Here is a 21,726-nt window from a genome sequence, read left to right as displayed (position 1 = left end):
CAGTCATCGCATCATTCCAGTTCCGTTGCCAATGATGGCGCCGGCGGCGGAACCGGCTCTCCATCCTCCGGATAACTCAAGCTGATTTGCTCCTTGTCATCCAGATCGACCGTTACGCGGCCGCCGCTGACCAGTTTACCGAACAGCAATTCATCGGCCAGCGCCTTGCGTATCATGTCCTGAATCAGGCGCGCCATCGGTCGTGCGCCCATCTGCGGATCAAAGCCTTTCTTGGCCAGGAACTTGCGCAAGTCATCGGTGAAAATCGCTTCGACTTTCTTCTCGTGCAATTGTTCTTCCAGCTGCATCAGGAATTTATCCACAACGCGCAGGATGACTTCTTCATCCAGCGCACGGAAACTGATGATTGCATCCAGACGGTTGCGGAACTCAGGCGTGAACATGCGCTTGACGTCAACCATTTCATCGCCGGCTTCTTTTTTCTCGGTAAAGCCGATCGACCGTTTTTGCAGGCTTTCGGCACCGGCATTGGTGGTCATGATGATGATCACATTGCGGAAATCCGCTTTTCGGCCATTATTGTCGGTCAGCGTGCCATGATCCATTACCTGCAGCAGGATATTGAAGATGTCCGGATGCGCCTTTTCGATCTCGTCCAGCAACAGCACCGCATGCGGCTTCTTGGTCACCGCCTCGGTCAGCAAACCGCCCTGATCAAAGCCGACATAGCCCGGCGGCGCGCCAATCAAGCGGCTCACCGCATGGCGCTCCATGTATTCCGACATATCGAAACGGATCATTTCGATGCCGAGAACGAAGGCCAACTGCTTGGCGACCTCGGTCTTGCCGACGCCGGTCGGGCCGGAAAACAGGAAGGAGCCGATCGGCTTGTCGGTCTTGCCCAGGCCGGCACGCGCCATCTTGATGGCGGAAGCTAAGGCCTCAATGGCAGGTTCCTGGCCGAAAACCACATTCTTCAGGTCGCGATCGATGGTCTGCAGCTTGCTGCGATCATCCTGGTTGACCGATTGCGGCGGAATGCGTGCAATCTTCGAAATGATGTCCTCGATTTCCGCCTTGCCGATGGTTTTTTTCTGCTTCGATTTGGGCAAGATGCGCTGCGCCGCGCCGGCTTCATCGATCACGTCGATCGCCTTGTCCGGCAAATGGCGGTCATTGATGAAGCGCGCCGACAATTCCGCCGCTGTGGTCAACGCCAGAGCCGAATACTTGACTCCGTGATGCTCCTCGAAACGCGATTTCAGACCGCGCAGAATTTGCACCGTTTGCTCCACAGTCGGCTCGTTCACATCCACTTTCTGGAAGCGCCGCGACAGCGCATGATCCTTCTCGAAAATACCGCGGAATTCGGTATAGGTGGTGGCGCCGATGCATTTCAGCTGGCCATTGGCAAGCGCCGGCTTGAGCAGATTGGAAGCATCGAGCGTACCGCCGGAGGCCGACCCGGCACCGATGATGGTGTGAATTTCATCGATGAACAAGATGCCGTTTGGGTTATCCTTAAGCTGTTTCAGAACCGCCTTCAGGCGTTGCTCGAAATCACCGCGATACTTGGTCCCGGCCAGCAACGCGCCCATATCGAGCGAATAGACAATGCCATTGCTCAGGATTTCAGGCACGTCGCCCTGCGTGATGCGCCATGCCAGCCCCTCGGCAATCGCGGTCTTGCCGACACCGGCCTCGCCCACCAGCAGCGGATTGTTCTTGCGGCGCCGACACAGGATCTGAATCACGCGATCAATTTCCGACTCGCGACCGATCAAAGGGTCGATTCTGCCTTCGGCGGCGGCCTTGTTGAGATTTTGCGTGTATTGATCGAGCGGGCTTTCTCTCTGCTGCCCTTCTGTCTGCGCTTCATCAGTGCCCTCCGACGGTTTTTGCGCGTCAGATTGCTGATCCTTGCGCACCCCGTGCGAAATGAAATTCACCACATCGAGACGCGTGACCCCCTGCTGATGCAGATAGTAGACCGCATGCGAATCTTTTTCGCCGAATATGGCCACCAGCACATTGGCCCCGGTGACTTCGTTCTTGCCGTTCGAAGCCGACTGCACATGCATGATCGCGCGTTGAATCACCCGTTGGAAACCCAAGGTCGGCTGCGTATCGACTTCGCTCGTACCGGCCACCGTCGGGGTATTATCGGCGACGAAATTAGACAGTGTTTTGCGCAAGTCATCGATATTGACTGCGCATGCACGCAAAACTTCTGCTGCAGATGGATTGTCCAGCAGTGCGAGCAACAAGTGCTCGACGGTGATGAACTCATGTCGTGCCTGGCGAGCTTCGACAAAAGCCATGTGCAAACTTACTTCCAAATCCTGGGCAATCATACTTCCTCCATCACGCATTGCAGGGGATGCCCCGCTTTACGGGCATGCGTTAAAACAAGATCTACTTTAGTCGACGCAATGTCCTTCGAATATACGCCGCATACCGCCTTGCCATCACGATGAACTTTGAGCATCAGATGCGTCGCCGTCTCGCGATCCTTATTGAAATACTCCTGAATAATCGCAACCACAAATTCCATCGGCGTGTAATCGTCATTGAGCAACAACACCTGATACATCGGTGGCGCCTTTAGTTTCTGCTCACGCCGCTCTATGAGCGTACCGTTTTCATGCTTGGTTACCATGCGTCTATTCTAATCCGTTCGACTTCGGGCACAACGCGTCAAAACCGACGTGGGGTACTCATTTGTTTGGATATTACGCGTTTTCTCTCCTGTTCGCAGATGGCATCTATGAAGATCAAATCAAGAGCGTTTTGTTCGATCTGGCGCAATAAAAAATGTTTACCCTACTTAAAAATCGTCTTGACCTTGTTATTTTTTTCCGAGAACAATGGTATGTATTGCAAGCAAAGAAATTTTTTCTTGTCAATATTGAAGTGAGTATCTAGTTTGAAGCAGCGATTTTGATGTTTCTTGCTTTATGACTCGTGTGATTTTTTCTATTTGAAAGATGCATTATGGCAACAGGTACAGTCAAGTGGTTCAACGATTCTAAAGGCTTCGGCTTTATCACTCCAGATGATGGTGGTGAAGATCTGTTCGCGCACTTTTCCGCAATCAACATGAACGGATTCAAGACCCTCAAAGAAGGTCAAAAAGTTCAGTTCGAAGTCACGCAAGGCCCTAAAGGCAAGCAAGCTTCAAATATCCAGGCTGCGTAATTTCTGGATTAACCAGTTTTCGGAAAACCCTGCAGCAATGCAGGGTTTTTTTTCGCCCGCATTTCTGCTTGAGTAGAAAATATTTTCAGAAAACCCTGCTCAGAATTGAAAAAGGCCGGATCAGATCCGGCCTTCGTACTTGGTGCCATTAATCATCAACGATTAACGACTGCTATGCAACTTACATGTTTTCGATCATGACATCGCCAAAACCGGAGCATGAGACCTGAGTGGCGCCTTCCATCAGCCGGGCAAAGTCATAAGTGACCTTTTTGGAAGCAATGGATTTTTGCATCGAATTAATAACCAGATCCGCAGCCTCCAGCCAACCCATGTGCCGCAACATCATTTCTGCAGAAAGGATCAGCGAACCCGGATTAACATAGTCTTTCCCTGCGTATTTTGGTGCGGTACCGTGGGTCGCTTCAAATATCGCAATCGAATCCGACAAGTTGGCACCTGGAGCAATGCCGATACCGCCAACCTGGGCCGCCAGTGCGTCAGAGATGTAGTCGCCATTCAGATTCAATGTCGCAATGACGCTGTATTCGCTCGGACGCAACAGGATTTGCTGCAGGAATGCATCTGCAATCGAGTCCTTGACCACGATGTCCTTGCCGGTTTTCGGATTTTTAAATTTGCACCATGGGCCGCCATCAATCAGCGCAGCGCCGAATTCCTTTTGCGCCAGTGCATACGCCCAATCGCGGAAGCCGCCTTCGGTGTACTTCATGATGTTGCCTTTGTGCACTATCGTCACGGATGGCTTGTCATTGTCAATCGCATACTGGATGGCCTTGCGCACCAGACGCTCGGTGCCTTCCCGGGACACCGGCTTAATGCCGATACCAGAAGTGTTCGGGAAACGGATTTTCTTGACACCCATTTCATTGATCAGGAATTCGATCAACTTCTTGACCTGATCCGAACCTTCCTGAAACTCAATCCCGGCGTAGATATCTTCCGAATTTTCACGGAAAATCACCATGTCGGTCTTGTGCGGCTCACGCACTGGTGAAGGTACACCGGTAAAATAACGTACCGGACGCAGGCAGACATACAAATCCAGCTCTTGACGCAGCGCCACGTTGAGCGAACGGATACCGCCGCCAACCGGGGTGGTCAATGGACCTTTGATCGAGACCACATAATCCTTAAGGACCTGCAGCGTTTCTTCCGGCAGCCATACATCCGGGCCATATACCTGGGTCGATTTTTCGCCGGCATAGACTTCCATCCAGCTGATTTTGCGCTTGCCGCCGTATGCCTTGGCAACAGCTGCATCAATTACCTTGATCATTACCGGACTGATATCGACGCCGGTGCCATCACCCTCGATATAAGGCAGAACCGGGTTATCCGGAACGGTCAATGAAAAATCGGCATTGACGGAAATTTTCTTGCCGTCGGCTGGAACTTTGATATGTTGATACATCGTTGTCTCCGAAGTTGAGGCGAAAAAGAGCGTACTTCACTCTGAAGTGGACATTTGAACCTGATGAATTTTGCCTAAATGACTTGTGTCTTATATAAGATACAAGACCAGAATTTCGTATTATGCACTAGTATTTTACTAGATGCCATGTTTTTGCGACACTACGAGCATGCCACTCATATTATTCAATAAACCGTTTCAGGTGATGTGCCAGTTTTCCGTCCATCCGACCCGCCAGACATTGGCCGATTATCTCGATATCCCGAACGTCTATCCGGCCGGCCGGCTGGACGCCGATAGCGAGGGGCTGCTGCTGCTCACGGACGATGGCAAGCTCCAGCACGATATCAGCCATCCGGATCACAAACAACCGAAAACCTATATCGCCCAAGTCGAAGGGAAGCCGGATTCCGCCATGCTGGCGCGTCTGCGCAACCCGCTCGATCTCGGGGATTTCGTTACCCAGCCGTGCATTGTCAGGCAAATTTACCCGCCCGACTGGCTCTGGCCGCGTAATCCACCGATCCGGGAACGCAGCAATCATCCGACCAGTTGGCTGGCCATCACGCTCTCCGAAGGCAAGAATCGACAGGTGCGGCGGATGACAGCAGCGGTTGGACTGCCTACCTTGAGGCTGGTGCGCATCGCCATCGGCAATTTTTCCCTGCAAACCCATCCTCTGATGCCAGGCGAATGGCGCACGGTATCACCAGCTGAACTACGATAGTTTTTCGATAGTCAGTGTAAAGGCAGGGTATATTCAGCCTTTTTAGGTCAAAATGCGTATCTTCTTCAGTCAGGGGAATTCATCATGAACAGGCAGATGCGTCAGTGCATTGCTCTTCTTACTGCTGTCTTGGGCGGCATTGCGACGCCCGGGCATGCGCAGCAAGTGCAAAAATTTCGCAGCACCACGCTCACGGCAGGAATGTATGTAATCAAGGCAGAGGTCGCTGCCAATGAGGCCGAGCGCCAGCAGGGCTTGATGTTTCGGGAAAAAATGGCCAATAACGAAGGTATGATATTTGACTTCGAAGCACCCGCCGGCGTCTGCATGTGGATGAAGAACACCCTGATCCCGCTTTCGGTTGCTTTCATTGACAGCAATGGGAAAATAGTCAACATCGAAGACATGCAACCGCAAACCACCAATTCGCATTGCGCAAAAAAAGCGGTTCGGTTTGCACTGGAAATGAATCAGGGCTGGTTCAAGCAGAAAAATATCAAGCCCGGCAGCGTCATCGACGGACTGACCCCGAACTGATTCAGCCAATCCCGGAAATGCCGCTTCAACAGAAAAACCCGCACGACAAGATCGAGCGGGTTTTTTATTAACTAGTCAAACACAGAACTCCGACCGCAGGCCGAAGTTCCGAAAACCAATTAAGCCAGTGCTTTCAAGGCCGCAGCAAGGCGGCTCTTATGGCGTGCAGCTTTGTTTTTATGAATGATTTTCTTATCGGCAATACGATCAATCGTTGAAATCGACGATTGATAGACCGCTGCCGCAGCGGCTTTGTCGCCTGCTGCGATTGCCTTGCGCACAGCTTTGATTGCTGTACGCAATGTGGAACGCTGGCTGGAATTCTGCGCGTTCAGTTTGACTGCTTGACGAGCGCGCTTGCGTGCTTGTGCTGTATTTGCCATGAGTATTTCCTAAAACAAGGTCAAAGTGCGTTCGCAAACCTGAGTGTTGCGAGATAAAAATTCTGTGAAGCCACGCATTATAGCGGTATTTTTTGAAACGAGCAAACCGATCACGGCACACCACAATGAAGCAAGCATCAGGCGCTATAGACAACCAGCAAAGCCAACTATCGGAAGGTTCGGACATGCCTGCTGCGGGTGGCAATGCGCTGAGCGGCTATAATTCCGGCCCATGAACTTGCTTAAAACACTTGCCACCATATCGGGCATGACGATGCTATCCCGCGTAACTGGCCTGTTACGCGAGTTCCTGATTGCGCGCGCATTCGGCGCATCCGCCTATACCGATGCGTTTTTCGTCGCCTTCCGAATTCCAAACCTGCTGCGCCGGCTGTTTGCGGAGGGCGCCTTCTCCCAGGCATTCGTACCGATTCTGGCCGAATACAAGAACCAGAAAGGCGACCAGCCGACCAGGGAACTAGTCGACCATGTTGCCACCGTGCTGACCTGGGCCCTGCTTGTCACCTGCATCGCCGGCATCCTGGCAGCGCCCACGGTGGTGTACCTGATCGCCACCGGCCTGAAATCCAATGCGCAGGCATTCGACGCCTCGGTCGTGATGACGCGCATCATGTTTCCGTACATCGGCTTCATGTCGCTGGTGGCGCTGGCTGGCGGCGTCCTCAATACCTGGCGCGAATTCAAGATTCCCGCACTGACGCCGGTGCTGCTGAATCTATCCTTCATTGCCGCTTCGCTGTTTCTGGCGCCGCTGCTCAAGCAACCGGTGTACGCGCTGGCTATTGCGGTGTTCGTCGGTGGCGTACTGCAGCTGGCGGTGCAAATCCCGGCGCTGCTGAAAATCGGCATGCTGCCGCGCATCTCGCTTAATCCACTATTTGGATTGCGGGATGCCGGCGTGCGGCGGGTGCTCAAGCAGATGGTGCCGGCGACTTTTGCGGTATCGGTGGCGCAGATCAGCCTGATGATCAATACCAATATCGCGTCCCGCCTGGCCAACGGCAGCGTTTCATGGCTGTCGTATGCGGATCGCCTGATGGAATTCCCGACCGCATTGCTGGGCGTGGCGCTGGGCACGATCTTGCTGCCGAGCCTGTCGAAGGCCAATTCCGATGGCGACAAGGTCGAGTATTCGGCGCTGCTGGACTGGGGCCTGCGGCTGACCTTCCTGCTCGCCCTGCCTTCCGCCGTCGGCCTGGCCACCCTGGCAGAGCCGCTGACCGCGACCCTGTTCCACTACGGGAAATTCAGCGCGCGCGATGTCGCCATGACCGGCAATGCGCTGCTGGCCTACGGCGCCGGCCTGATCGGTCTGATCCTGGTGAAAATCCTGGCGCCCGGATTTTATGCCAAGCAGGACATCCGCACGCCAGTCAAGATTGCGGTCGGGGTATTGATCGTCACCCAGTTGATGAACCTGCTTTTCGTGCCCTGGATTGCGCATGCCGGTCTGGCGCTGTCGATCGGCCTGGGCGCCTGCGTGAATGCGCTATTCCTGTATTTTGGCCTGCGCCGGCGCAATATCTACCGCCCCAAGGCCGGCTGGAGTCAATTCATGATCCGTCTTGCCGGTGCGCTGTTTCTGCTGGCCGGAGTCGCGCTCTGGAGCGCCGCGCAATTCGACTGGATGGGATTGAAGGCGCACCCGCTGATGCGCATCGGCGCCCTGCTCTTGGTCATCAGCGTGTGCGTCGCCACTTACTTCAGCGCATTGCTGGCGATGGGTTTCCGGTTTGCGGACTTCAAGCGGATTGCGCTATGAATACGCGGCCGATCCTGCTGACGATATTGCTGGCAAAATGATCGCATGATTCAGCCGCTCGATTATTTTGCCACCCTGGTCAGCCAGGACGATGCGATTCCGTTGTTCGAAGCGGCGCTTGCGGTTACGCAGGGCATCGATGAGCGGCTGGACTTTGGTGCGGTCCAGGCCACGGTCGACGGTTTTGCCGCCACCTTGCAGCGACGGCTGGCGCCGGACATGAGCGACATCCAGAAATTGCGCTTGCTCAATCGATATTTCTACCGCGAATTGGGTTTTGGCAGCAACGTCAATCATTTTTACGACATCGGCAACAGCCTGCTGCCGCACGTCATCGCGACCCGGCGCGGGATTCCGATTTCCCTGGCCGTGCTCTTCATGGAAATAGCGCAGCAGATCGGCTTGCGGATCAAGGGCATCGCCTTCCCCGGCCACTTCTTGATGCGCTTATCGGTGCCGACCGGCGAAATCATCCTCGACCCGCTAAGCGGTAGCAGCCTGACCCGCGAGGCGCTGGAAGAACTGCTGCTGCCGTATGTCGAACCGACTGAAGCGACGCCGGAAAATACGCTGGCGCACCATCTGCATGCGGCCCACCCGCGTGAAATCCTGGCGCGCATGCTACGCAACCTGAAATCGATCCTGGTCGAGGAGGGAAACTGGGCAGGTTTTCTGGCTGTGCAACAAAGACTGGTGATCCTGTTGCCGGATGACATCGCCGAGCGCCGCGACCGCGGTCTGGCGTATGCCAACCTGTCGCGCCCGCAACCGGCGCTGCAGGATCTGGAAGCCTATCTGGCCCAGCGGCCGCATGCATCGGACGCCGCCATGCTGCGCGAAAAACTCCCGGCCCTGCGCGATGCCTGCAAGCGCCCGCACTGATTTCCCCGCCGCCTTGCCAGATAAATACGGATTCCAGTATTTTTTTACATCGCAGTAAATTATTGCAGTGGCCATGCAGTTTTCATGCATACCCCGCATAAAATATCGAACTGGACGATTCAGCCATTGGCGCGCGCTTCGATGACTTCCCACTGCTCCAACGCCTCCAGCAGCAGCACATCGATCTCCTCGACACGCGCATTGAGGCGCTTCACCTCGGCTGCCGGCTGCTTGTAAAAATCCGGCGCGGCCTGCTGCTCGGACAGCGCCTTCTGCTCCGCTTCCAGGCTGGCAATCAGCTTCGGCAGCTCTTCCAGTTCGCGCTGCTCCTTGTAGCTGAGCTTTTTCTTCGGTGCTGCCGCAGTGGCTACTGCCGCCGCCGGCTTCGGCTCCGCTTTCAGTTCCGCCTTGGCTGCCTTGATGACTGCCGCCTGCGACGGCCGTACGCGTTCCCAGTCGCTATAGCCGCCGACGTATTCGCGCCACAGGCCGTCGCCTTCGGACACGATCACCTCGGTCACCACGTTGTCGAGGAAGGTGCGGTCATGGCTGACCAGGAACACCGTGCCTTTGTAGTCTTCCAGCAGCTCTTCCAGCAATTCCAGCGTATCGATGTCCAGATCGTTGGTCGGTTCATCCAGCACCAGCACGTTGGCCGGCTTGGCGAACAGGCGCGCCAGCAGCAGCCGGTTGCGCTCGCCGCCGGACAGCGACTTGACCGGCGAGCGGGCCCGCTCCGGCGAAAACAGGAAATCGTTCAGGTAGGTCATCACATGGCGGCGCTGGCCGTTGATCTCGACCCAGTCGCTGCCCGGTGCAATGGTGTCGGCCAGGCTGGCGTTCTCGTCGAGCTGGGCCCGCATCTGGTCGAAGTAGGCGATCTGCAGCTTGGTGCCTTGCTTGACCGTGCCCGAATCCGGCTGCTCTTCGCCCAGGATCATTTTCAGCAAGGTGGTCTTGCCGGCGCCGTTGGCGCCGATTAGGCCGATCTTGTCGCCGCGCAGCAGGGTCGCACTGAAATCGCGCACGATGACCTTCTCGCCATAGCTCTTGTAGACGTTTTCCAGCTCGGCCACGATCTTGCCGGAGCGTTCGCCCGCCGACACTGCCAGATTGACCTGTCCCTGCTGATTGCGGCGCGCTTCGCGCGTCAGGCGCAAGGCTTCCAGACGGCGCACCCGGCCCTCGTCGCGCACCCGGCGCGCTTTCACGCCCTTGCGGATCCAGACTTCCTCCTGAGCCAGGAACTTGTCGAACTTGGCGTTTTCGACCTCTTCGATCTCCAGCTGTTCGGCCTTGCGCACTTCATAGGCGCTGAAATTGCCCGGGAACGACAGCAGCCGGCCGCGATCGAGTTCGACGATGCGGGTGGCAACGTTATCCAGGAAGCTGCGGTCATGGGTGATGAACAGCACGCTGCCCTTGTAGTCGCGCAGCAAGCCTTCCAGCCACAGGATCGAGGTGAAATCCAGATGGTTGGTCGGCTCGTCCAGCAGCAGCACGTCCGGCGCGCTGACCAGCGCGCAAGCCAGCGCGACCCGCTTCTTCATCCCGCCCGACAGCGTGCTCATGGTCGAGCTGCCGTCCAGGTTCAGGCGGTCGAGCGTGGTTTCGACCTTGTTGTTCAGGCTCCAGGCATCGGCCGCATCGAGCTTGACCTGGATGTCGTGCATCCGCTCCATCAACGCGTCATCGTCATCGCCGCCGAACTGGCCGGTCAGCGCGTCGTACTCGGCCAGCAACGCCGCCATCTCCCCCATGCCGGACGCGACCGCCTCGAACACCGTGATATCCGGATCGAAATACGGCTCCTGCTCGACGTACGCGATCTTGATCCCCTGCTGCATTACCAGCAAGCCGTCATCGAGTTTATTCACGCCTGAAATGAGTTTCAGCAAAGAGGATTTGCCGGTGCCGTTGCGGCCGATCAGGCCGACCCGCTCGGAGGATTCGAGCGAAAATTCGGCGTGGTCGAGCAATGCCACATGACCGAATGCAAGTTGCGCGTTGGAAAGAGAAATGACTGCCATGATTACCTGATGATGGTCGGCCGGCACTGCAATAGCGCCGGCCGAAATGATGAATGAAGCACGCATTGTACCGAGTGCCGGATAAAAGACCCGATTCCGGCCAATCAGGTCGGCTATAATGTCGGCCGTTTGATGCAAGTTTGATGCGATAATGCTCGCGCAGCGTCTCCCCGTAGCACAATGGATAGTGCACATGCCTCCTAAGCGTGGGATACTGGTTCGATTCCAGTCGGGGGGACCAGTTACACATTTCTGACAAAAGCCAAGGCCGCATAGTTCACCATGAGCATGCGGTTTTTTTATCGCAGGACGGGCCGTATTCAGAAATCAATGGCAGTCCGGCACGCTTTGGCTCAGGTACACCTCAAAGGCTACGTCATTTGCCCATTTTTTCCGGATTCCGGCCCAGTAACTGCCTTCCGACCACGCGTGCGCGGTTTTTTTCAGGAATGCCGCCGCACCGGCGTCGCCGGCAGGCGCAATCAGCACCAGCGACATGCGCGGCCCGAGCGTCAGGCGGGCCGAAAATTTCTTCCACTCCGGCAGTTTGAGCAGCGCATTGAGCAGCGCGTCGTCATGGACGGCGGCGTCGCAGCCGCCGACCCGAAGCGCCAGCAAGGAATCGGCCGGCGCCTTGAACACTTTTTCAATGGCGCCATATCTGGCTGCCATCGCGCCGACGTAAGCGCCGCCTTCCGACAGGCAAACGGTGCGCCCCTTGAGCTGCTGTGGCGTCTTGATGTCGGTATCGGTGCGCATGATTGCCAGCGGCGCGGCAGCATACCCGGTCGGCACCACCGCTGCGCTGCGCAGCAAGGGGTCGCTGTCGGCAACGGCTGCCAGCACCAGATCCGCCTTGCCGCTGGCCAGCAACTGCGCGCGATTGACAGGAGTAGCGCGCAGCGTGGCCAGCGTTACTTGCAGGCGCGCCGCCAGATCTTCCGCCAGCACGGTGTCGACGCCTTCCGGGGTCCGGTATTTGGCGCCCGCCGCATAAGGCGGTATGACATAGCGAACGCCGACTTCCAGCCTGCCACGCTGCCTGGCCTGTTCCGGCAGGCCAGCCGCCAATGCGGCGGAGCCCGCGCATCCGAGGATGGCGGCCAATAGCGCGCGCAGCAAAAATGCAAATCCCATCATGATTAAACGTATTGATAGCGCAGCAGGCGGTGCTTCAGGTTTTCCAGGATCAGCTGATCGATCAGGACCGCCAAAATCGCAATCGTCAGGATGTTCGTCATGACGCCGACCATGTCAGCAGTTTCTCCCGCATACGCCAGCGTGCGTCCCAGCCCCTTGCCGAAACCGATCAGCATTTCGGCCGAAATCAGTGCCCGCCAGGCATTGCCGAAAGCCAGTTGCGCGCCGGTGATCAGTTCCGGCATTACGGCCGGCAGATAGACGCGACTGAGCATGTCGCGCCGGGTCGCGCCCATTACGCGCGCAGCCGAAACATGCACCTTTTGCACGCTTTCGCTGGCGTTCATGACCGACAGCGCGGCCGGGAAAAAGGCCGCAATCGCCACCACGATGATGATCGGCAGGCTGCCGAAACCCATCAGTATCAGCAACAGCGGCACCCACGCAATCGACGGGATCGATTGCAAGATGATGATGGCCGACTTCAGCACTTCGCGAAAGAAGTACAGCACCGCGCCGATCAGGCCGAAACCGATACCCAGCAGCAGCGCAGCGCCATAACCGATGCCCAGCCGCGACAGGCTGCCCCAGAGGGCGGTGCGGAACTGTTCGGTCTGCACCTCTGCCCACAGGCGCAGCAGCACGGTCGGCACGTCCGGCATCAGGAAATCCGGCAAGGACCAGGCGGCGATTTGCCACATCAGCAGGATGAAGGCAATCGCCAGCACCATCGCGAATTTTTTTTGATAACCGGTAAGGCGAATCTGAGTACTCATGGCAACTTCAAAATGCGAAGGCCGACGTATGTCGGCCATCGGGAACTAAAAGTAGAATAACCCAATTATAATTTACGGTCCTTTTGCCAGGACAGGTCGACAATGCTCCGGACGTCGAACGGCTTGCCGTCGCGGGTTTTCAGCGCACCCTGCTGTTGCAGGATGTCGGCGATTTCCTGCATCCGCAGTTGTTCCTTGGCGGTCAGTGCGGCGCTGAAGGTCTGGCTCTTGATCGCGTCGCGGATCACGTCTTCACGCGGCAAGTCACCATGCTTGAGGGTTTTCAGCGTCGGTTCGGCGATGAAATAGGAGGCGATCAGCTTCGATGCGTCGGCCGGTTTCTTTTGCAGCAAGTCGATCGCTTCGCGCTGCGCGTCGAGCGACTTCCAGACCTCGGCGCGGCGCTTTGCCAGCGTCTCGCCGGAAGTGATGACGACCATGCACGGGAACGGCCAGACTTCGCCGATTTCATAAATTTGCTTTACCGGCGCAATCAGTTGCGCAATGCTGGCTTGCGGCTCGAACAGGAATGCGGCATCGACGCGCTTGCCGACCAGCGATTGCACCGCCACCTGCGGACTGACACCCATGATGTTGACATCATCCGCTTTCAGCCCGGCATGCTTTAGCACCACGCCTTTCAACACGGTGTCGGCAGTGCTGCCTTCGGCTTGCGAGGCCAGCGAGCGGCCTTTCAGTCCGGCCACATCCTTGATGCCGCTATCTTCGCGCACCACAATCGCGTGATAGCCATGCTGCGCGCCGCCCACCACTTTCAGGTTCGCGCCCTTCGATGCCCATGCCACCGCATTGGTAAAGCCCAGCACGCCGGTATCGAGCTGACCGCCGACGATGGCCTTGATCAGATCGGTGCCGGACTTAAATTCGACCAGTTCGACATCCAGCCCCTGCTTCTTGTAGAAGCCGCCTTCATGGGCGGCAATCGCTTGTGCATCGTCCATCACGCGCAGATAACCGACCCTGAACCTATCGGCAGCCGACGCCTGGCTAGCGAACGCCAATACCGCTACTGCGGAAAGCACTAATCGTGACAGCTTCATACTCCAACCTCCTCTATGATTTTGGCAAAATTGTCTTGTTCTGCCTCGATTCCCAGTAGCCCCAGGATCTGGCGGCGAATGGCTGAAAACTCCGACAGGTCGTGGGTTTTTTCGTGGTGAACCAGATTGAATTCACGCAGCACCGTGGCCGGCCGCGCGCTGAATACCAGAATCCGGTCGGCCAGAAACAGCGCCTCGTCGACGTCGTGCGTGACCAGCAGGACAGTCGGCCGCTCGGCGCGGATCAATTTGCGCAATGCATCCTGCAGGGTCATCCGGGTCAGCGCATCAAGCGCGCCGAACGGCTCGTCCAGCAACAGTACCTTCGGCTGCGAAATGAAAGCGCGCGCCAGTGCCGCGCGCTGGCGCATGCCGCCCGACACCTGATGCGGGAAATAATCCTCGAAGCCTTGCAGGTTGACCTTCGCCAGCCAGGCGCCGGCCTGAGCGCACGCTTCCCGCTTGTCGACTTGCTGGAATTCCAGCGCCAGCGCGACGTTTTGCCGCAGCGTCAGCCACGGATACAGTGCATTTTCCTGGAACATCAGCGTGCGCTGCGGATGCGGGCCAGTGACAGCTTGGCCGTCGGCCAGCATGCGGCCGCTGCCCGGCAACTCCAGTCCGGCGGCGATGTGCAGCAGCGTCGATTTGCCGCAGCCGGACGGGCCGACAAAGGCGACCAGTTCGCCTTCCTCGATGTCGCGGCTAAAGCCATCGATCACATGCAGGCCGGAAAAACTTTTTGTATATTGTTGAAAGACAGCTTCATTGGGTTTCGCTTCTGAACGGCAAAACGGCATCGATGATGCGCTTGCCTGATGAATGACGGGAATTTGGTAGATGCTGCGTACTGTACTGAGCCGACTTATGCCACACAACGATTTTTACGCGCTATGCTTATTTGAAAATGGCATATAGAACAGAATGCAGCAACCGAAAGCATCGACCCGCCGTGGGTTGCCGGAGCATCGAAAAATACCCCGCTGCAATATACTCCCGGCATAATAAGCCCATTTACCATATTTTCTCTTGTTTTACATGCGCAGAAAAAATATACAGGCAGCTGTATAAAAATAACACTCCGGCGCCGTCGGTGACAAAAACGAATTCCCCCGACCGCAGCACACAGCATCACCGCCACCGGAAACCCGGCGCAGTTGCTACCGCGCAAAATCTGCCGCAGCAATCCATAGAATTTTTGCCTTTGAGTACTGTATATTCCGATCTCGCATTCCCCTTCCAACCTTGACCGCTCTCGCCATGCCATCACTTACTGCAAGCGCATCCTTTGCAGCTCTGCAATCCCACTTCGCCAGCGTAAAAAACCGGCGTCTGCCGGATCTGTTCGCACAGAATCCGCAGCGTTTTGCCGCCATGTCGCTCAGGGCGGCCGGTCTGCTGCTGGATTATTCCAAAAATCTGCTGACTACCGATAGCCTGCGCCTGCTGCTGGATCTGGCGCGCGAACGCGGGGTGGAAGAGCAACGCGCCGCGATGTTTGCCGGCGTCAAGATCAACACCACCGAGCACCGTGCAGCGCTGCATGTCGCGCTGCGCGCACCGCGTGACGCAGAACTTTTGCTGGATGGGCAGGATGTGATTGCCGCCGTGCATGCGGTGCAAGGCCAGATGCGCGCCTTCACCGAGCGCGTGCGCAGCGGACAATGGCTGGGCCATACCGGCAAAGCGATTACCGACATCGTCAATATCGGCATCGGCGGCTCCGACCTCGGCCCCAAGCTGGCATGCCAGGCGCTGCAACCATTTGCGCAATCCGATTTGCAGCTGCATTTCGTGTCGAATGCCGACGGCCGCGATCTGGATGCGGTGCTGCGCAAGTGCAATCCGGAAACCGCGCTATTCATTGTCGCCTCCAAATCCTTCACTACCCAGGAAACCATGCTGAACGCGCACTCGGCGCGCGACTGGATGCTGCAGCAGAGCTGCAGCGAGGCAGCATTGGCCCGGCATTTTGTGGCGCTGTCGACCAATACCGCAGCGGTGCGCGCGTTCGGCATCGATCCCGGCAACATGTTCCCGTTCTGGGACTGGGTCGGCGGACGCTACTCGGTCTGGTCGGCGATCGGGCTGTCGATCGCACTGGCGGTCGGCTTCGACCATTTTGCCGCGTTCCTGCAAGGCGCACACGCAATGGATCAGCATTTTTGCAGCGCGCCGCTGGCAGCGAACATGCCGGTTCTGCTGGCGCTGGTCGGCATCTGGAACCGCAACTTCCTCGGCAGCAGCGCGCTGGCGATCGCGCCCTACCAGCAAGACCTGAATTTGCTGCCGGCGTTCCTGCAGCAACTGGAGATGGAGAGCAACGGCAAAGGCGTGGCTCTCGACGGCGCCACGCTGGAAACCGCCAGCAGCCCGCTGATCCTGGGCAATGCCGGCACCAACGGCCAGCACGCGTATTTCCAGTTGCTGCACCAAGGCAGCGATGTGATCCCGGTCGATTTCATTGCCGCCCTCAGGCCGCAACACCGGCTGCCGGACCACCATGCGGCGCTGCTGGCCAACTGCTTTGCCCAATCGGAAGCGCTGATGCACGGCAAGAGCGCGGCAGAAGTGCGCGCCGAGATGCAGGCCGAAGGCATTGACGAAGAACGCATCCCAGCTCTGGTGCCGCACCGGGTCTGCCCCGGCAACCGTCCCAGCAACATGATCCTGATGGATGCGCTGACCCCGGAGACACTCGGTGCGCTGCTGGCGCTGTACGAACACAAGGTCTTCGTCCAAGGCGTGATCTGGGGCGTCAACAGCTTCGACCAGTGGGGCGTCGAACTCGGCAAGGCGCTGGCCCGGAACATCCAGTCCGAACTACTGGGCACGGCACAACCGCTGCAGCACGACAGCTCCACCAATAACCTGATCGCGCTGGCCAAAGCCGCACTCTGATTCCGTTTCCGCATCCAGCGCGAACGCGACGGCACAACGCACGGTCAATTTAGAAGCGGCCAACTGCTTTTTCCAGGATAATACGGACAAGAATCACACCACCCACCTACCCTACAGACATCCCATGCTTGTTCTAGGCGTTGAATCCTCCTGTGACGAAACCGGCATCGCGCTAGTTGACACCGAACAAGGCTTGCTGGCGCACGCGCTGCACTCGCAGGTTGCGATGCATGCCGCGTATGGCGGCGTAGTGCCGGAACTGGCGTCGCGCGACCACATCCGGCGCGCGATCCCGCTGCTGCAGCAAACCCTCAGGGACAGCGGCCGGGCGCTGACCGACATCGACGCAATCGCCTTTACCCAGGGGCCGGGCTTGGCCGGCGCACTGCTGGTCGGCGCGTCGTTTGCCTGCGGCTTGGGGCTGGCGCTGGACAAGCCGATGCTCGGCATCCACCATCTGGAAGGGCACTTGCTGTCGCCGCTGCTGGCCAAGAATCCGGCATATTCGCCGCCGGCGTTTCCGTTCGTCGCCTTGCTGGTGTCCGGCGGCCACACCCAATTGATGCGGGTCGACGGCGTCGGCCGCTATGCCTTACTGGGAGAGACGCTGGACGACGCCGCTGGCGAAGCGTTCGACAAGTCGGCCAAGCTGCTGGGGCTCGGCTATCCGGGCGGGCCGGAAATCTCGCGCATGGCCGAATTCGGCGATCCGGGCGCGTACAAGCTGCCGCGGCCGATGCTGCATTCGAAGGATTTGAATTTCAGTTTCTCCGGCCTGAAAACCGCGGTGCTGACCGTGGTCAAGAGCCAGATCACCAATATCTGCGAGCAGGACAAGGCCAATGTAGCGCGCGCCTTTGTCGATGCGATGGCGGAAGTGCTGACCGCCAAATGCGTGGCGGCGCTGCGCGACACCGGCCTGAAGCGGCTGGTGATCGCCGGCGGCGTCGGCGCCAATGTGCAATTGCGCGCCGCGCTGGATGCGGCCGCTGCCAAACGGCGCTTCCGGGTGTTTTATCCGGAACTGGAATTCTGCACCGACAACGGCGCGATGATCGCCTTCGCCGGCGCCTTGCGCCTGAAGGAAAATCCGGCTGCGGCCAAGCGCGACTATGCGTTCAATGTGCGGCCGCGCTGGCCACTCGACGCATTGTGCGCCGCGTAACAATACATAAGCCCTAAAAACGGCGATTGCCTTACGGAATTTCTTGTGATTCCTTGATTTTCAGGGCATACCGAAGGTTGCTTTATTCAGTTTTCAGGCAAAACGTTTTCCACCCGAGCAGGTGGTATCGCCTTCGCTCAGAACTGCTCCCATTCGCCATCCGTTCCTGCCGGGAGATTCGCGCCTTTCTTGCCGCCAACACTGCGGTTCGCCGCGATTCTGGCCGCGCCCGGTTTGCGGTCGGACGGCTTGATCGCCGCTTGCGTTGGCACTGTACGTTGTTGCTTGGCAATCGGCGCCGTGGTCTGCATGCCATCGAGCTTGAACAAACTGACCACCTGCACCAGGTTATCGGCCTGGTCTTGCAGCGATCCGGCGGCGGCGGCGGCTTCTTCCACCAGTGCGGCGTTCTGCTGTGTCATGCCGTCCATCTCGGTGATCGCTTGATTGATCTCTCCGATGCCGGCTTCCTGCTCCCGGCTGGCTGCGCTGATTTCGCCCATGATGTCGGTCACGCGCTTGACGCTGGCGACGATTTCGTTCATGGTCGCGCCGGCCTCGTTGACCAGCTTGCCGCCGGCTTCGACCTTCTCGACCGAATCGCCGATCAGGGACTTGATCTCCTTGGCGGCGGAAGCCGAGCGCTGCGCCAGGCTGCGCACTTCGGTGGCGACCACCGCAAAGCCGCGGCCCTGCTCGCCGGCACGGGCCGCTTCCACCGCCGCGTTCAGCGCCAGGATGTTGGTCTGGAACGCAATGCCGTCGATGACGCCGATGATGTCGACAATTTTCCTGGACGATTCATTGATCGAAGACATAGTATCGACCACATGCGCTACCACTTCACCGCCTTTGACGGCGACGCTCGATGCCGATGCCGCCAGCTGGTTCGCCTGGCGCGCATTGTCGGCGTTCTGCTTGACGGTCGAGGTCAGATCTCCCATCGAGGACGCGGTTTTGTCCAATGCGCTGGCTTGTTGTTCGGTACGCGACGACAGGTCGAGGTTGCCGGCCGCGATCTGGCCCGACGCGGTGGCGATGGTTTCGGTGCCGGAGCGCACTTCGCTCACGATCCGCACCAGGCTGTCGTTCATGTCTTTCAGCCCTATCAGCATTTTGCCGATTTCGTTGGTCGATGTGATCTCGATTTTCTGCGTCAGATCGCCGGCCGCGATGCCGTGGATGACTTTCACGCCGTCCTCGAGCGGACGGGTGACGACTTTGCGAATGAATGGATAAATCAGCAACAGCACCGGGATGCAGCTGAGGATGGCGGCAAAAATCGACTTCAGGCGCTGGTCGGCGATGACCTTATTCGCCTCGTCCAGCGAGATTTTCATGCTGACGACGCCCAGTACGGTGTTTTCCGCCACCTGATGGCAGGAAATGCAGTTCTTGCCAAGGTAGTTCGACGAGGCTAAAGCGGGCCGCACCGCCCGCAGATATTCGCCCTTGCTGTCGGATTCGACCCGGACCACTTCCTTGCCGCTGCGCAGCACCTGTTGCTCCAACTCATCCGGATTGGCCGCATCCTTGGCGTTGCCGGCCCCAAACATCTTGGTCACGCCTTCGCCGCGGATCACCCGCACATCGCGTATCGCATTGAGCTGCTTGAGCTGGTCGAGGAAAACCGCGCGCTGATCGACGGTGCCGGTGACCATCATGCCAGTGAGTCCGGCCATGGTGGCTTCATGCATGCTGAGGGAAAAACCGCTCGCCTGCCCAATGGTGGTTTCACGATAGACATGATTTTGCCAGACGATTATGACTGACCATACGGCAAGCAGTGCGGCTCCGATGACGGTCAAGAGTTGTACCCATATTTTCATATTCGAAACGCGCAACATATCTGTACTTTCTTAGGTGAGCCATAGTCGAATCCGTGCATGGACTGCAGTCCGGACACGAAGTTGAGGCGGTGGAGACGTGTATTTGAAAATTTGATTATCAAGATCAAAGCAGCCGGCAAGAAAAAACCCTACTGTTTCCAAGGGTAAACAAAAATAAAGAATTGGTCTACAGGAAATCCTTCAGCCTGGATAACTCAGGCCGCAGCGCCAGTGTATGCCGCTAGCTCGACCCACGGCTCCCATTTGCCGAGATGCAAATTTTTGCGCTGGCTTTGTTTTACCGCGGCCCTCCCTCGCTTGCGCGCTGTTTCCTCACGCGAGGCTTTGCTGCGCAATTGACATGCCATGGGCACAAGTCGCCTGTGCATGCCTGTTTCCATTTAAAATACCGGGCCATCATGCCAACCGCCTTCCCGACTCAAGCCCCGGCCATGCGCACCATTCTGCCGCTGGACCGCAAAATCAGCGTGATGGATGCGGTCCGGACTGAACAACGGACCTGCCTTACCGGGGCTGGTATCGCTGCTGTATCGCGCCAGTTGGCGCGTATATCGCACGCTGGTGGCAATGGCAGTAGCCGCAGCCCCTGACTTCAACAACGGAGATCGCACTTGAGCAACACAGTATTCGGCTTTACGGAAGCCCAGATCGCCCACATTGGCCTGACTTTCGGCGTGGGCGCCTTCATGCTTTACATGCTATTCATCGTCGGTCAGCTTGCATGGCAAGCGAAGGCCGGTCGCTTTGGCGCGTTTGTGCTGTTCCTCGGACTGTCATTTGGTATGGTCGGTTTTGTCGCCAAATACATCATCCAATGGACGCTTGACATCAAATAATTCACAGCGCCGCAGTTCAACGGATTCGAACCCGATGTTTTTCTCATTCTTTAGACAGAGTAACGCCGACTTCGATGCTGCCCTGCCCATTGATCCCGCCAGACCGACGATTGCAGCAACACCAGGGTACGCGTCACGGGCTTGCAACTTGCAATTGAAGCAGCATCACCTAAACTGGAAACCTGATTGAGGTGCTGCCAGAGCACAGCACGACCCTGAAAAACAAGAGGAGACCCCGCCATGCGCACCCAGATCGGATTATCGCTACTTGTCTGCACCGCTGCCGGCCTATTGACAGCGTGCTCGCAAATGCCGGTTTCGGCGCAAAGCCAGGGTCAGAGCCCGATGACGTTCTTCGTCAGCAGCAGCAACCCAGGCAAGGGTGCCGATCTGGGCGGCCTGGAGGGCGCCGACCGGCATTGCCAGGCGCTGGCCAATGCAGCAGGGGCCGGCAACCATACCTGGCATGCCTATCTCAGCGCCAGCGCCACAGCAGCTACGCCCGCTGTCAATGCACGCGACCGCATCGGAACCGGGCCGTGGCACAACGCCAAGGGCGTGCTCATTGCCAAGACCATTGACGAGTTGCACGCCAACAATAAAATTAACAAGCAAATGGCCCTGACCGAAAAAGGCGAAATGATCAACGGCCGTGGCGATACGCCCAACATGCACGACATCCTGACCGGATCTCAACCCGATGGACGGGCTTTTGCGGGCGATCCGGACATGACCTGCGGCAACTGGACCAAAAGCGGTAGCGAAGGTGCGGCCATGCTCGGCCACCATGACCGGATCGGCCTGCAGGACGACGATGCATCCAAATCGTGGAACGCATCCCATTCGTCCAGGGGCGGCTGCAGCCTCGATGCGCTAGCCAGCACCGGCGGCGCGGGCTTGCTGTATTGTTTTGCGGTTAAGTAAAAATAGCCACACATCATCTGCAGTACCGCGCCCGAAATGCATACATAGGCGTGTGTTTTTATATGCACATTAAAAACATGCGAGAATCCGCATGCTCAAGGCCATACCCCCACCCAAAAAATTAAATTTACGTACGT

General features: G+C 57.6%; 18 protein-coding genes, 1 tRNA gene and 1 pseudogene. 10 read left to right on the top strand and 10 right to left on the bottom strand.

The window, feature by feature from the left end; all coding sequences use genetic code 11:
* Window positions 1-11: 11 nt before the first annotated feature.
* Both clpA and clpS read right to left on the bottom strand, forming a co-directional pair.
* Complete coding sequence (gene clpA / locus HMCN_RS0109250) at window positions 12-2,315, bottom strand: ATP-dependent Clp protease ATP-binding subunit ClpA (protein ID WP_025917121.1); 2,304 nt, start codon at window positions 2,313-2,315, stop codon at window positions 12-14.
* On the bottom strand, window positions 2,312-2,620 hold the full coding sequence (gene clpS, locus HMCN_RS0109245; RefSeq protein WP_025917120.1) for an ATP-dependent Clp protease adapter ClpS: 309 nt from the start codon (window positions 2,618-2,620) through the stop codon (window positions 2,312-2,314). The genes clpA and clpS overlap by 4 nt, the downstream gene beginning before the upstream one ends.
* A gap of 335 nt (window positions 2,621-2,955) precedes the next feature.
* Between clpS and HMCN_RS0109235 the strand changes: the two genes are divergently transcribed.
* Entirely contained in the window at window positions 2,956-3,159 is a 204-nt protein-coding gene (locus HMCN_RS0109235) for a cold-shock protein (RefSeq protein WP_010395943.1), read from the top strand.
* Window positions 3,160-3,340: 181 nt separating this feature from the next.
* Here the strand turns inward: HMCN_RS0109235 and icd are convergent, their stop codons facing one another.
* On the bottom strand, window positions 3,341-4,594 hold the full coding sequence (icd, locus tag HMCN_RS0109230) for an NADP-dependent isocitrate dehydrogenase (protein ID WP_025917119.1): 1,254 nt from the start codon (window positions 4,592-4,594) through the stop codon (window positions 3,341-3,343).
* A 169-nt stretch (window positions 4,595-4,763) separates the two neighbouring features.
* Between icd and HMCN_RS0109225 the strand changes: the two genes are divergently transcribed.
* Together HMCN_RS0109225 and HMCN_RS0109220 are read left to right on the top strand one after the other, a co-directional pair.
* Window positions 4,764-5,321, top strand: a complete 558-nt coding sequence (locus HMCN_RS0109225) for a pseudouridine synthase (protein WP_025917118.1) — start codon at window positions 4,764-4,766, stop codon at window positions 5,319-5,321.
* 84 nt (window positions 5,322-5,405) lie between these two features.
* Complete coding sequence (locus HMCN_RS0109220; RefSeq protein ID WP_025917117.1) at window positions 5,406-5,858, top strand: DUF192 domain-containing protein; 453 nt, start codon at window positions 5,406-5,408, stop codon at window positions 5,856-5,858.
* A gap of 119 nt (window positions 5,859-5,977) precedes the next feature.
* Here the strand turns inward: HMCN_RS0109220 and rpsT are convergent, their stop codons facing one another.
* The gene (gene rpsT / locus HMCN_RS0109215) at window positions 5,978-6,241 is read right to left on the bottom strand and encodes a 30S ribosomal protein S20 (protein ID WP_025917116.1); all 264 of its coding nucleotides are present in this window, start codon (window positions 6,239-6,241) and stop codon (window positions 5,978-5,980) included.
* A 232-nt stretch (window positions 6,242-6,473) separates the two neighbouring features.
* On the opposite strand from rpsT, the gene murJ reads away from it, so the two are divergent.
* Together murJ and HMCN_RS0109205 are read left to right on the top strand one after the other, a co-directional pair.
* Window positions 6,474-8,024, top strand: a complete 1,551-nt coding sequence (gene murJ, locus HMCN_RS0109210) for a murein biosynthesis integral membrane protein MurJ (RefSeq protein ID WP_025917115.1) — start codon at window positions 6,474-6,476, stop codon at window positions 8,022-8,024.
* A 45-nt stretch (window positions 8,025-8,069) separates the two neighbouring features.
* Complete coding sequence (locus tag HMCN_RS0109205) at window positions 8,070-8,906, top strand: SirB1 family protein (RefSeq protein ID WP_025917114.1); 837 nt, start codon at window positions 8,070-8,072, stop codon at window positions 8,904-8,906.
* Between the two features lie 119 nt (window positions 8,907-9,025).
* Here HMCN_RS0109205 and HMCN_RS0109200 read toward each other — a convergent pair whose 3' ends face one another.
* Complete coding sequence (locus HMCN_RS0109200) at window positions 9,026-10,936, bottom strand: ATP-binding cassette domain-containing protein (protein ID WP_025917113.1); 1,911 nt, start codon at window positions 10,934-10,936, stop codon at window positions 9,026-9,028.
* Window positions 10,937-11,102: 166 nt separating this feature from the next.
* Here HMCN_RS0109200 and HMCN_RS0109195 point away from each other — a divergent pair.
* Window positions 11,103-11,177, top strand: a tRNA-Arg gene (locus HMCN_RS0109195).
* A gap of 86 nt (window positions 11,178-11,263) precedes the next feature.
* Here HMCN_RS0109195 and HMCN_RS0109190 read toward each other — a convergent pair.
* From HMCN_RS0109190 to HMCN_RS0109175, 4 genes and pseudogenes are all read right to left on the bottom strand, one after another.
* Window positions 11,264-12,076, bottom strand: a complete 813-nt coding sequence (locus HMCN_RS0109190; RefSeq protein ID WP_369792146.1) for a transporter substrate-binding domain-containing protein — start codon at window positions 12,074-12,076, stop codon at window positions 11,264-11,266.
* Between the two features lie 2 nt (window positions 12,077-12,078).
* A complete protein-coding gene (locus HMCN_RS0109185) occupies window positions 12,079-12,852 on the bottom strand; it encodes an ABC transporter permease (RefSeq protein WP_025917111.1) in 774 nt (257 codons plus the stop codon).
* A 65-nt stretch (window positions 12,853-12,917) separates the two neighbouring features.
* A complete protein-coding gene (locus HMCN_RS0109180) occupies window positions 12,918-13,913 on the bottom strand; it encodes an ABC transporter substrate-binding protein (protein ID WP_025917110.1) in 996 nt (331 codons plus the stop codon).
* Window positions 13,910-14,682 (bottom strand): annotated as a pseudogene (locus HMCN_RS0109175) (ABC transporter ATP-binding protein). Before HMCN_RS0109175 ends, HMCN_RS0109180 begins: the two are co-directional and overlap by 4 nt.
* Window positions 14,683-15,173: 491 nt before the next feature.
* On the opposite strand from HMCN_RS0109175, the gene pgi reads away from it, so the two are divergent.
* On the top strand, window positions 15,174-16,814 hold the full coding sequence (pgi, locus tag HMCN_RS0109170) for a glucose-6-phosphate isomerase (protein WP_025917108.1): 1,641 nt from the start codon (window positions 15,174-15,176) through the stop codon (window positions 16,812-16,814).
* A 124-nt stretch (window positions 16,815-16,938) separates the two neighbouring features.
* Window positions 16,939-17,979, top strand: coding sequence for a tRNA (adenosine(37)-N6)-threonylcarbamoyltransferase complex transferase subunit TsaD (gene tsaD / locus HMCN_RS0109165; protein ID WP_025917107.1), 1,041 nt, complete (start codon window positions 16,939-16,941; stop codon window positions 17,977-17,979).
* Between the two features lie 137 nt (window positions 17,980-18,116).
* Here the strand turns inward: tsaD and HMCN_RS19805 are convergent, their stop codons facing one another.
* Window positions 18,117-19,661, bottom strand: a complete 1,545-nt coding sequence (locus HMCN_RS19805) for a methyl-accepting chemotaxis protein (protein ID WP_304412707.1) — start codon at window positions 19,659-19,661, stop codon at window positions 18,117-18,119.
* Window positions 19,662-20,440: 779 nt separating this feature from the next.
* Between HMCN_RS19805 and HMCN_RS0109155 the strand changes: the two genes are divergently transcribed.
* Window positions 20,441-20,665 carry a DUF2788 domain-containing protein gene (locus HMCN_RS0109155; RefSeq protein WP_025917105.1) on the top strand — a complete coding sequence of 75 codons (225 nt, stop codon included), beginning with the start codon at window positions 20,441-20,443 and terminating at the stop codon, window positions 20,663-20,665.
* A gap of 240 nt (window positions 20,666-20,905) precedes the next feature.
* Window positions 20,906-21,589 carry a hypothetical protein gene (locus tag HMCN_RS0109150; RefSeq protein ID WP_025917104.1) on the top strand — a complete coding sequence of 228 codons (684 nt, stop codon included), beginning with the start codon at window positions 20,906-20,908 and terminating at the stop codon, window positions 21,587-21,589.
* Window positions 21,590-21,726 lie beyond the last annotated feature (137 nt).

This window comes from Herminiimonas sp. CN (assembly GCF_000622895.1).
Lineage (GTDB): Bacteria > Pseudomonadota > Gammaproteobacteria > Burkholderiales > Burkholderiaceae_D > AVCC01.
The sequence above is the reverse complement of the archived record's forward strand: the minus strand, read 5'-3'. Positions and strand labels throughout refer to the sequence as shown.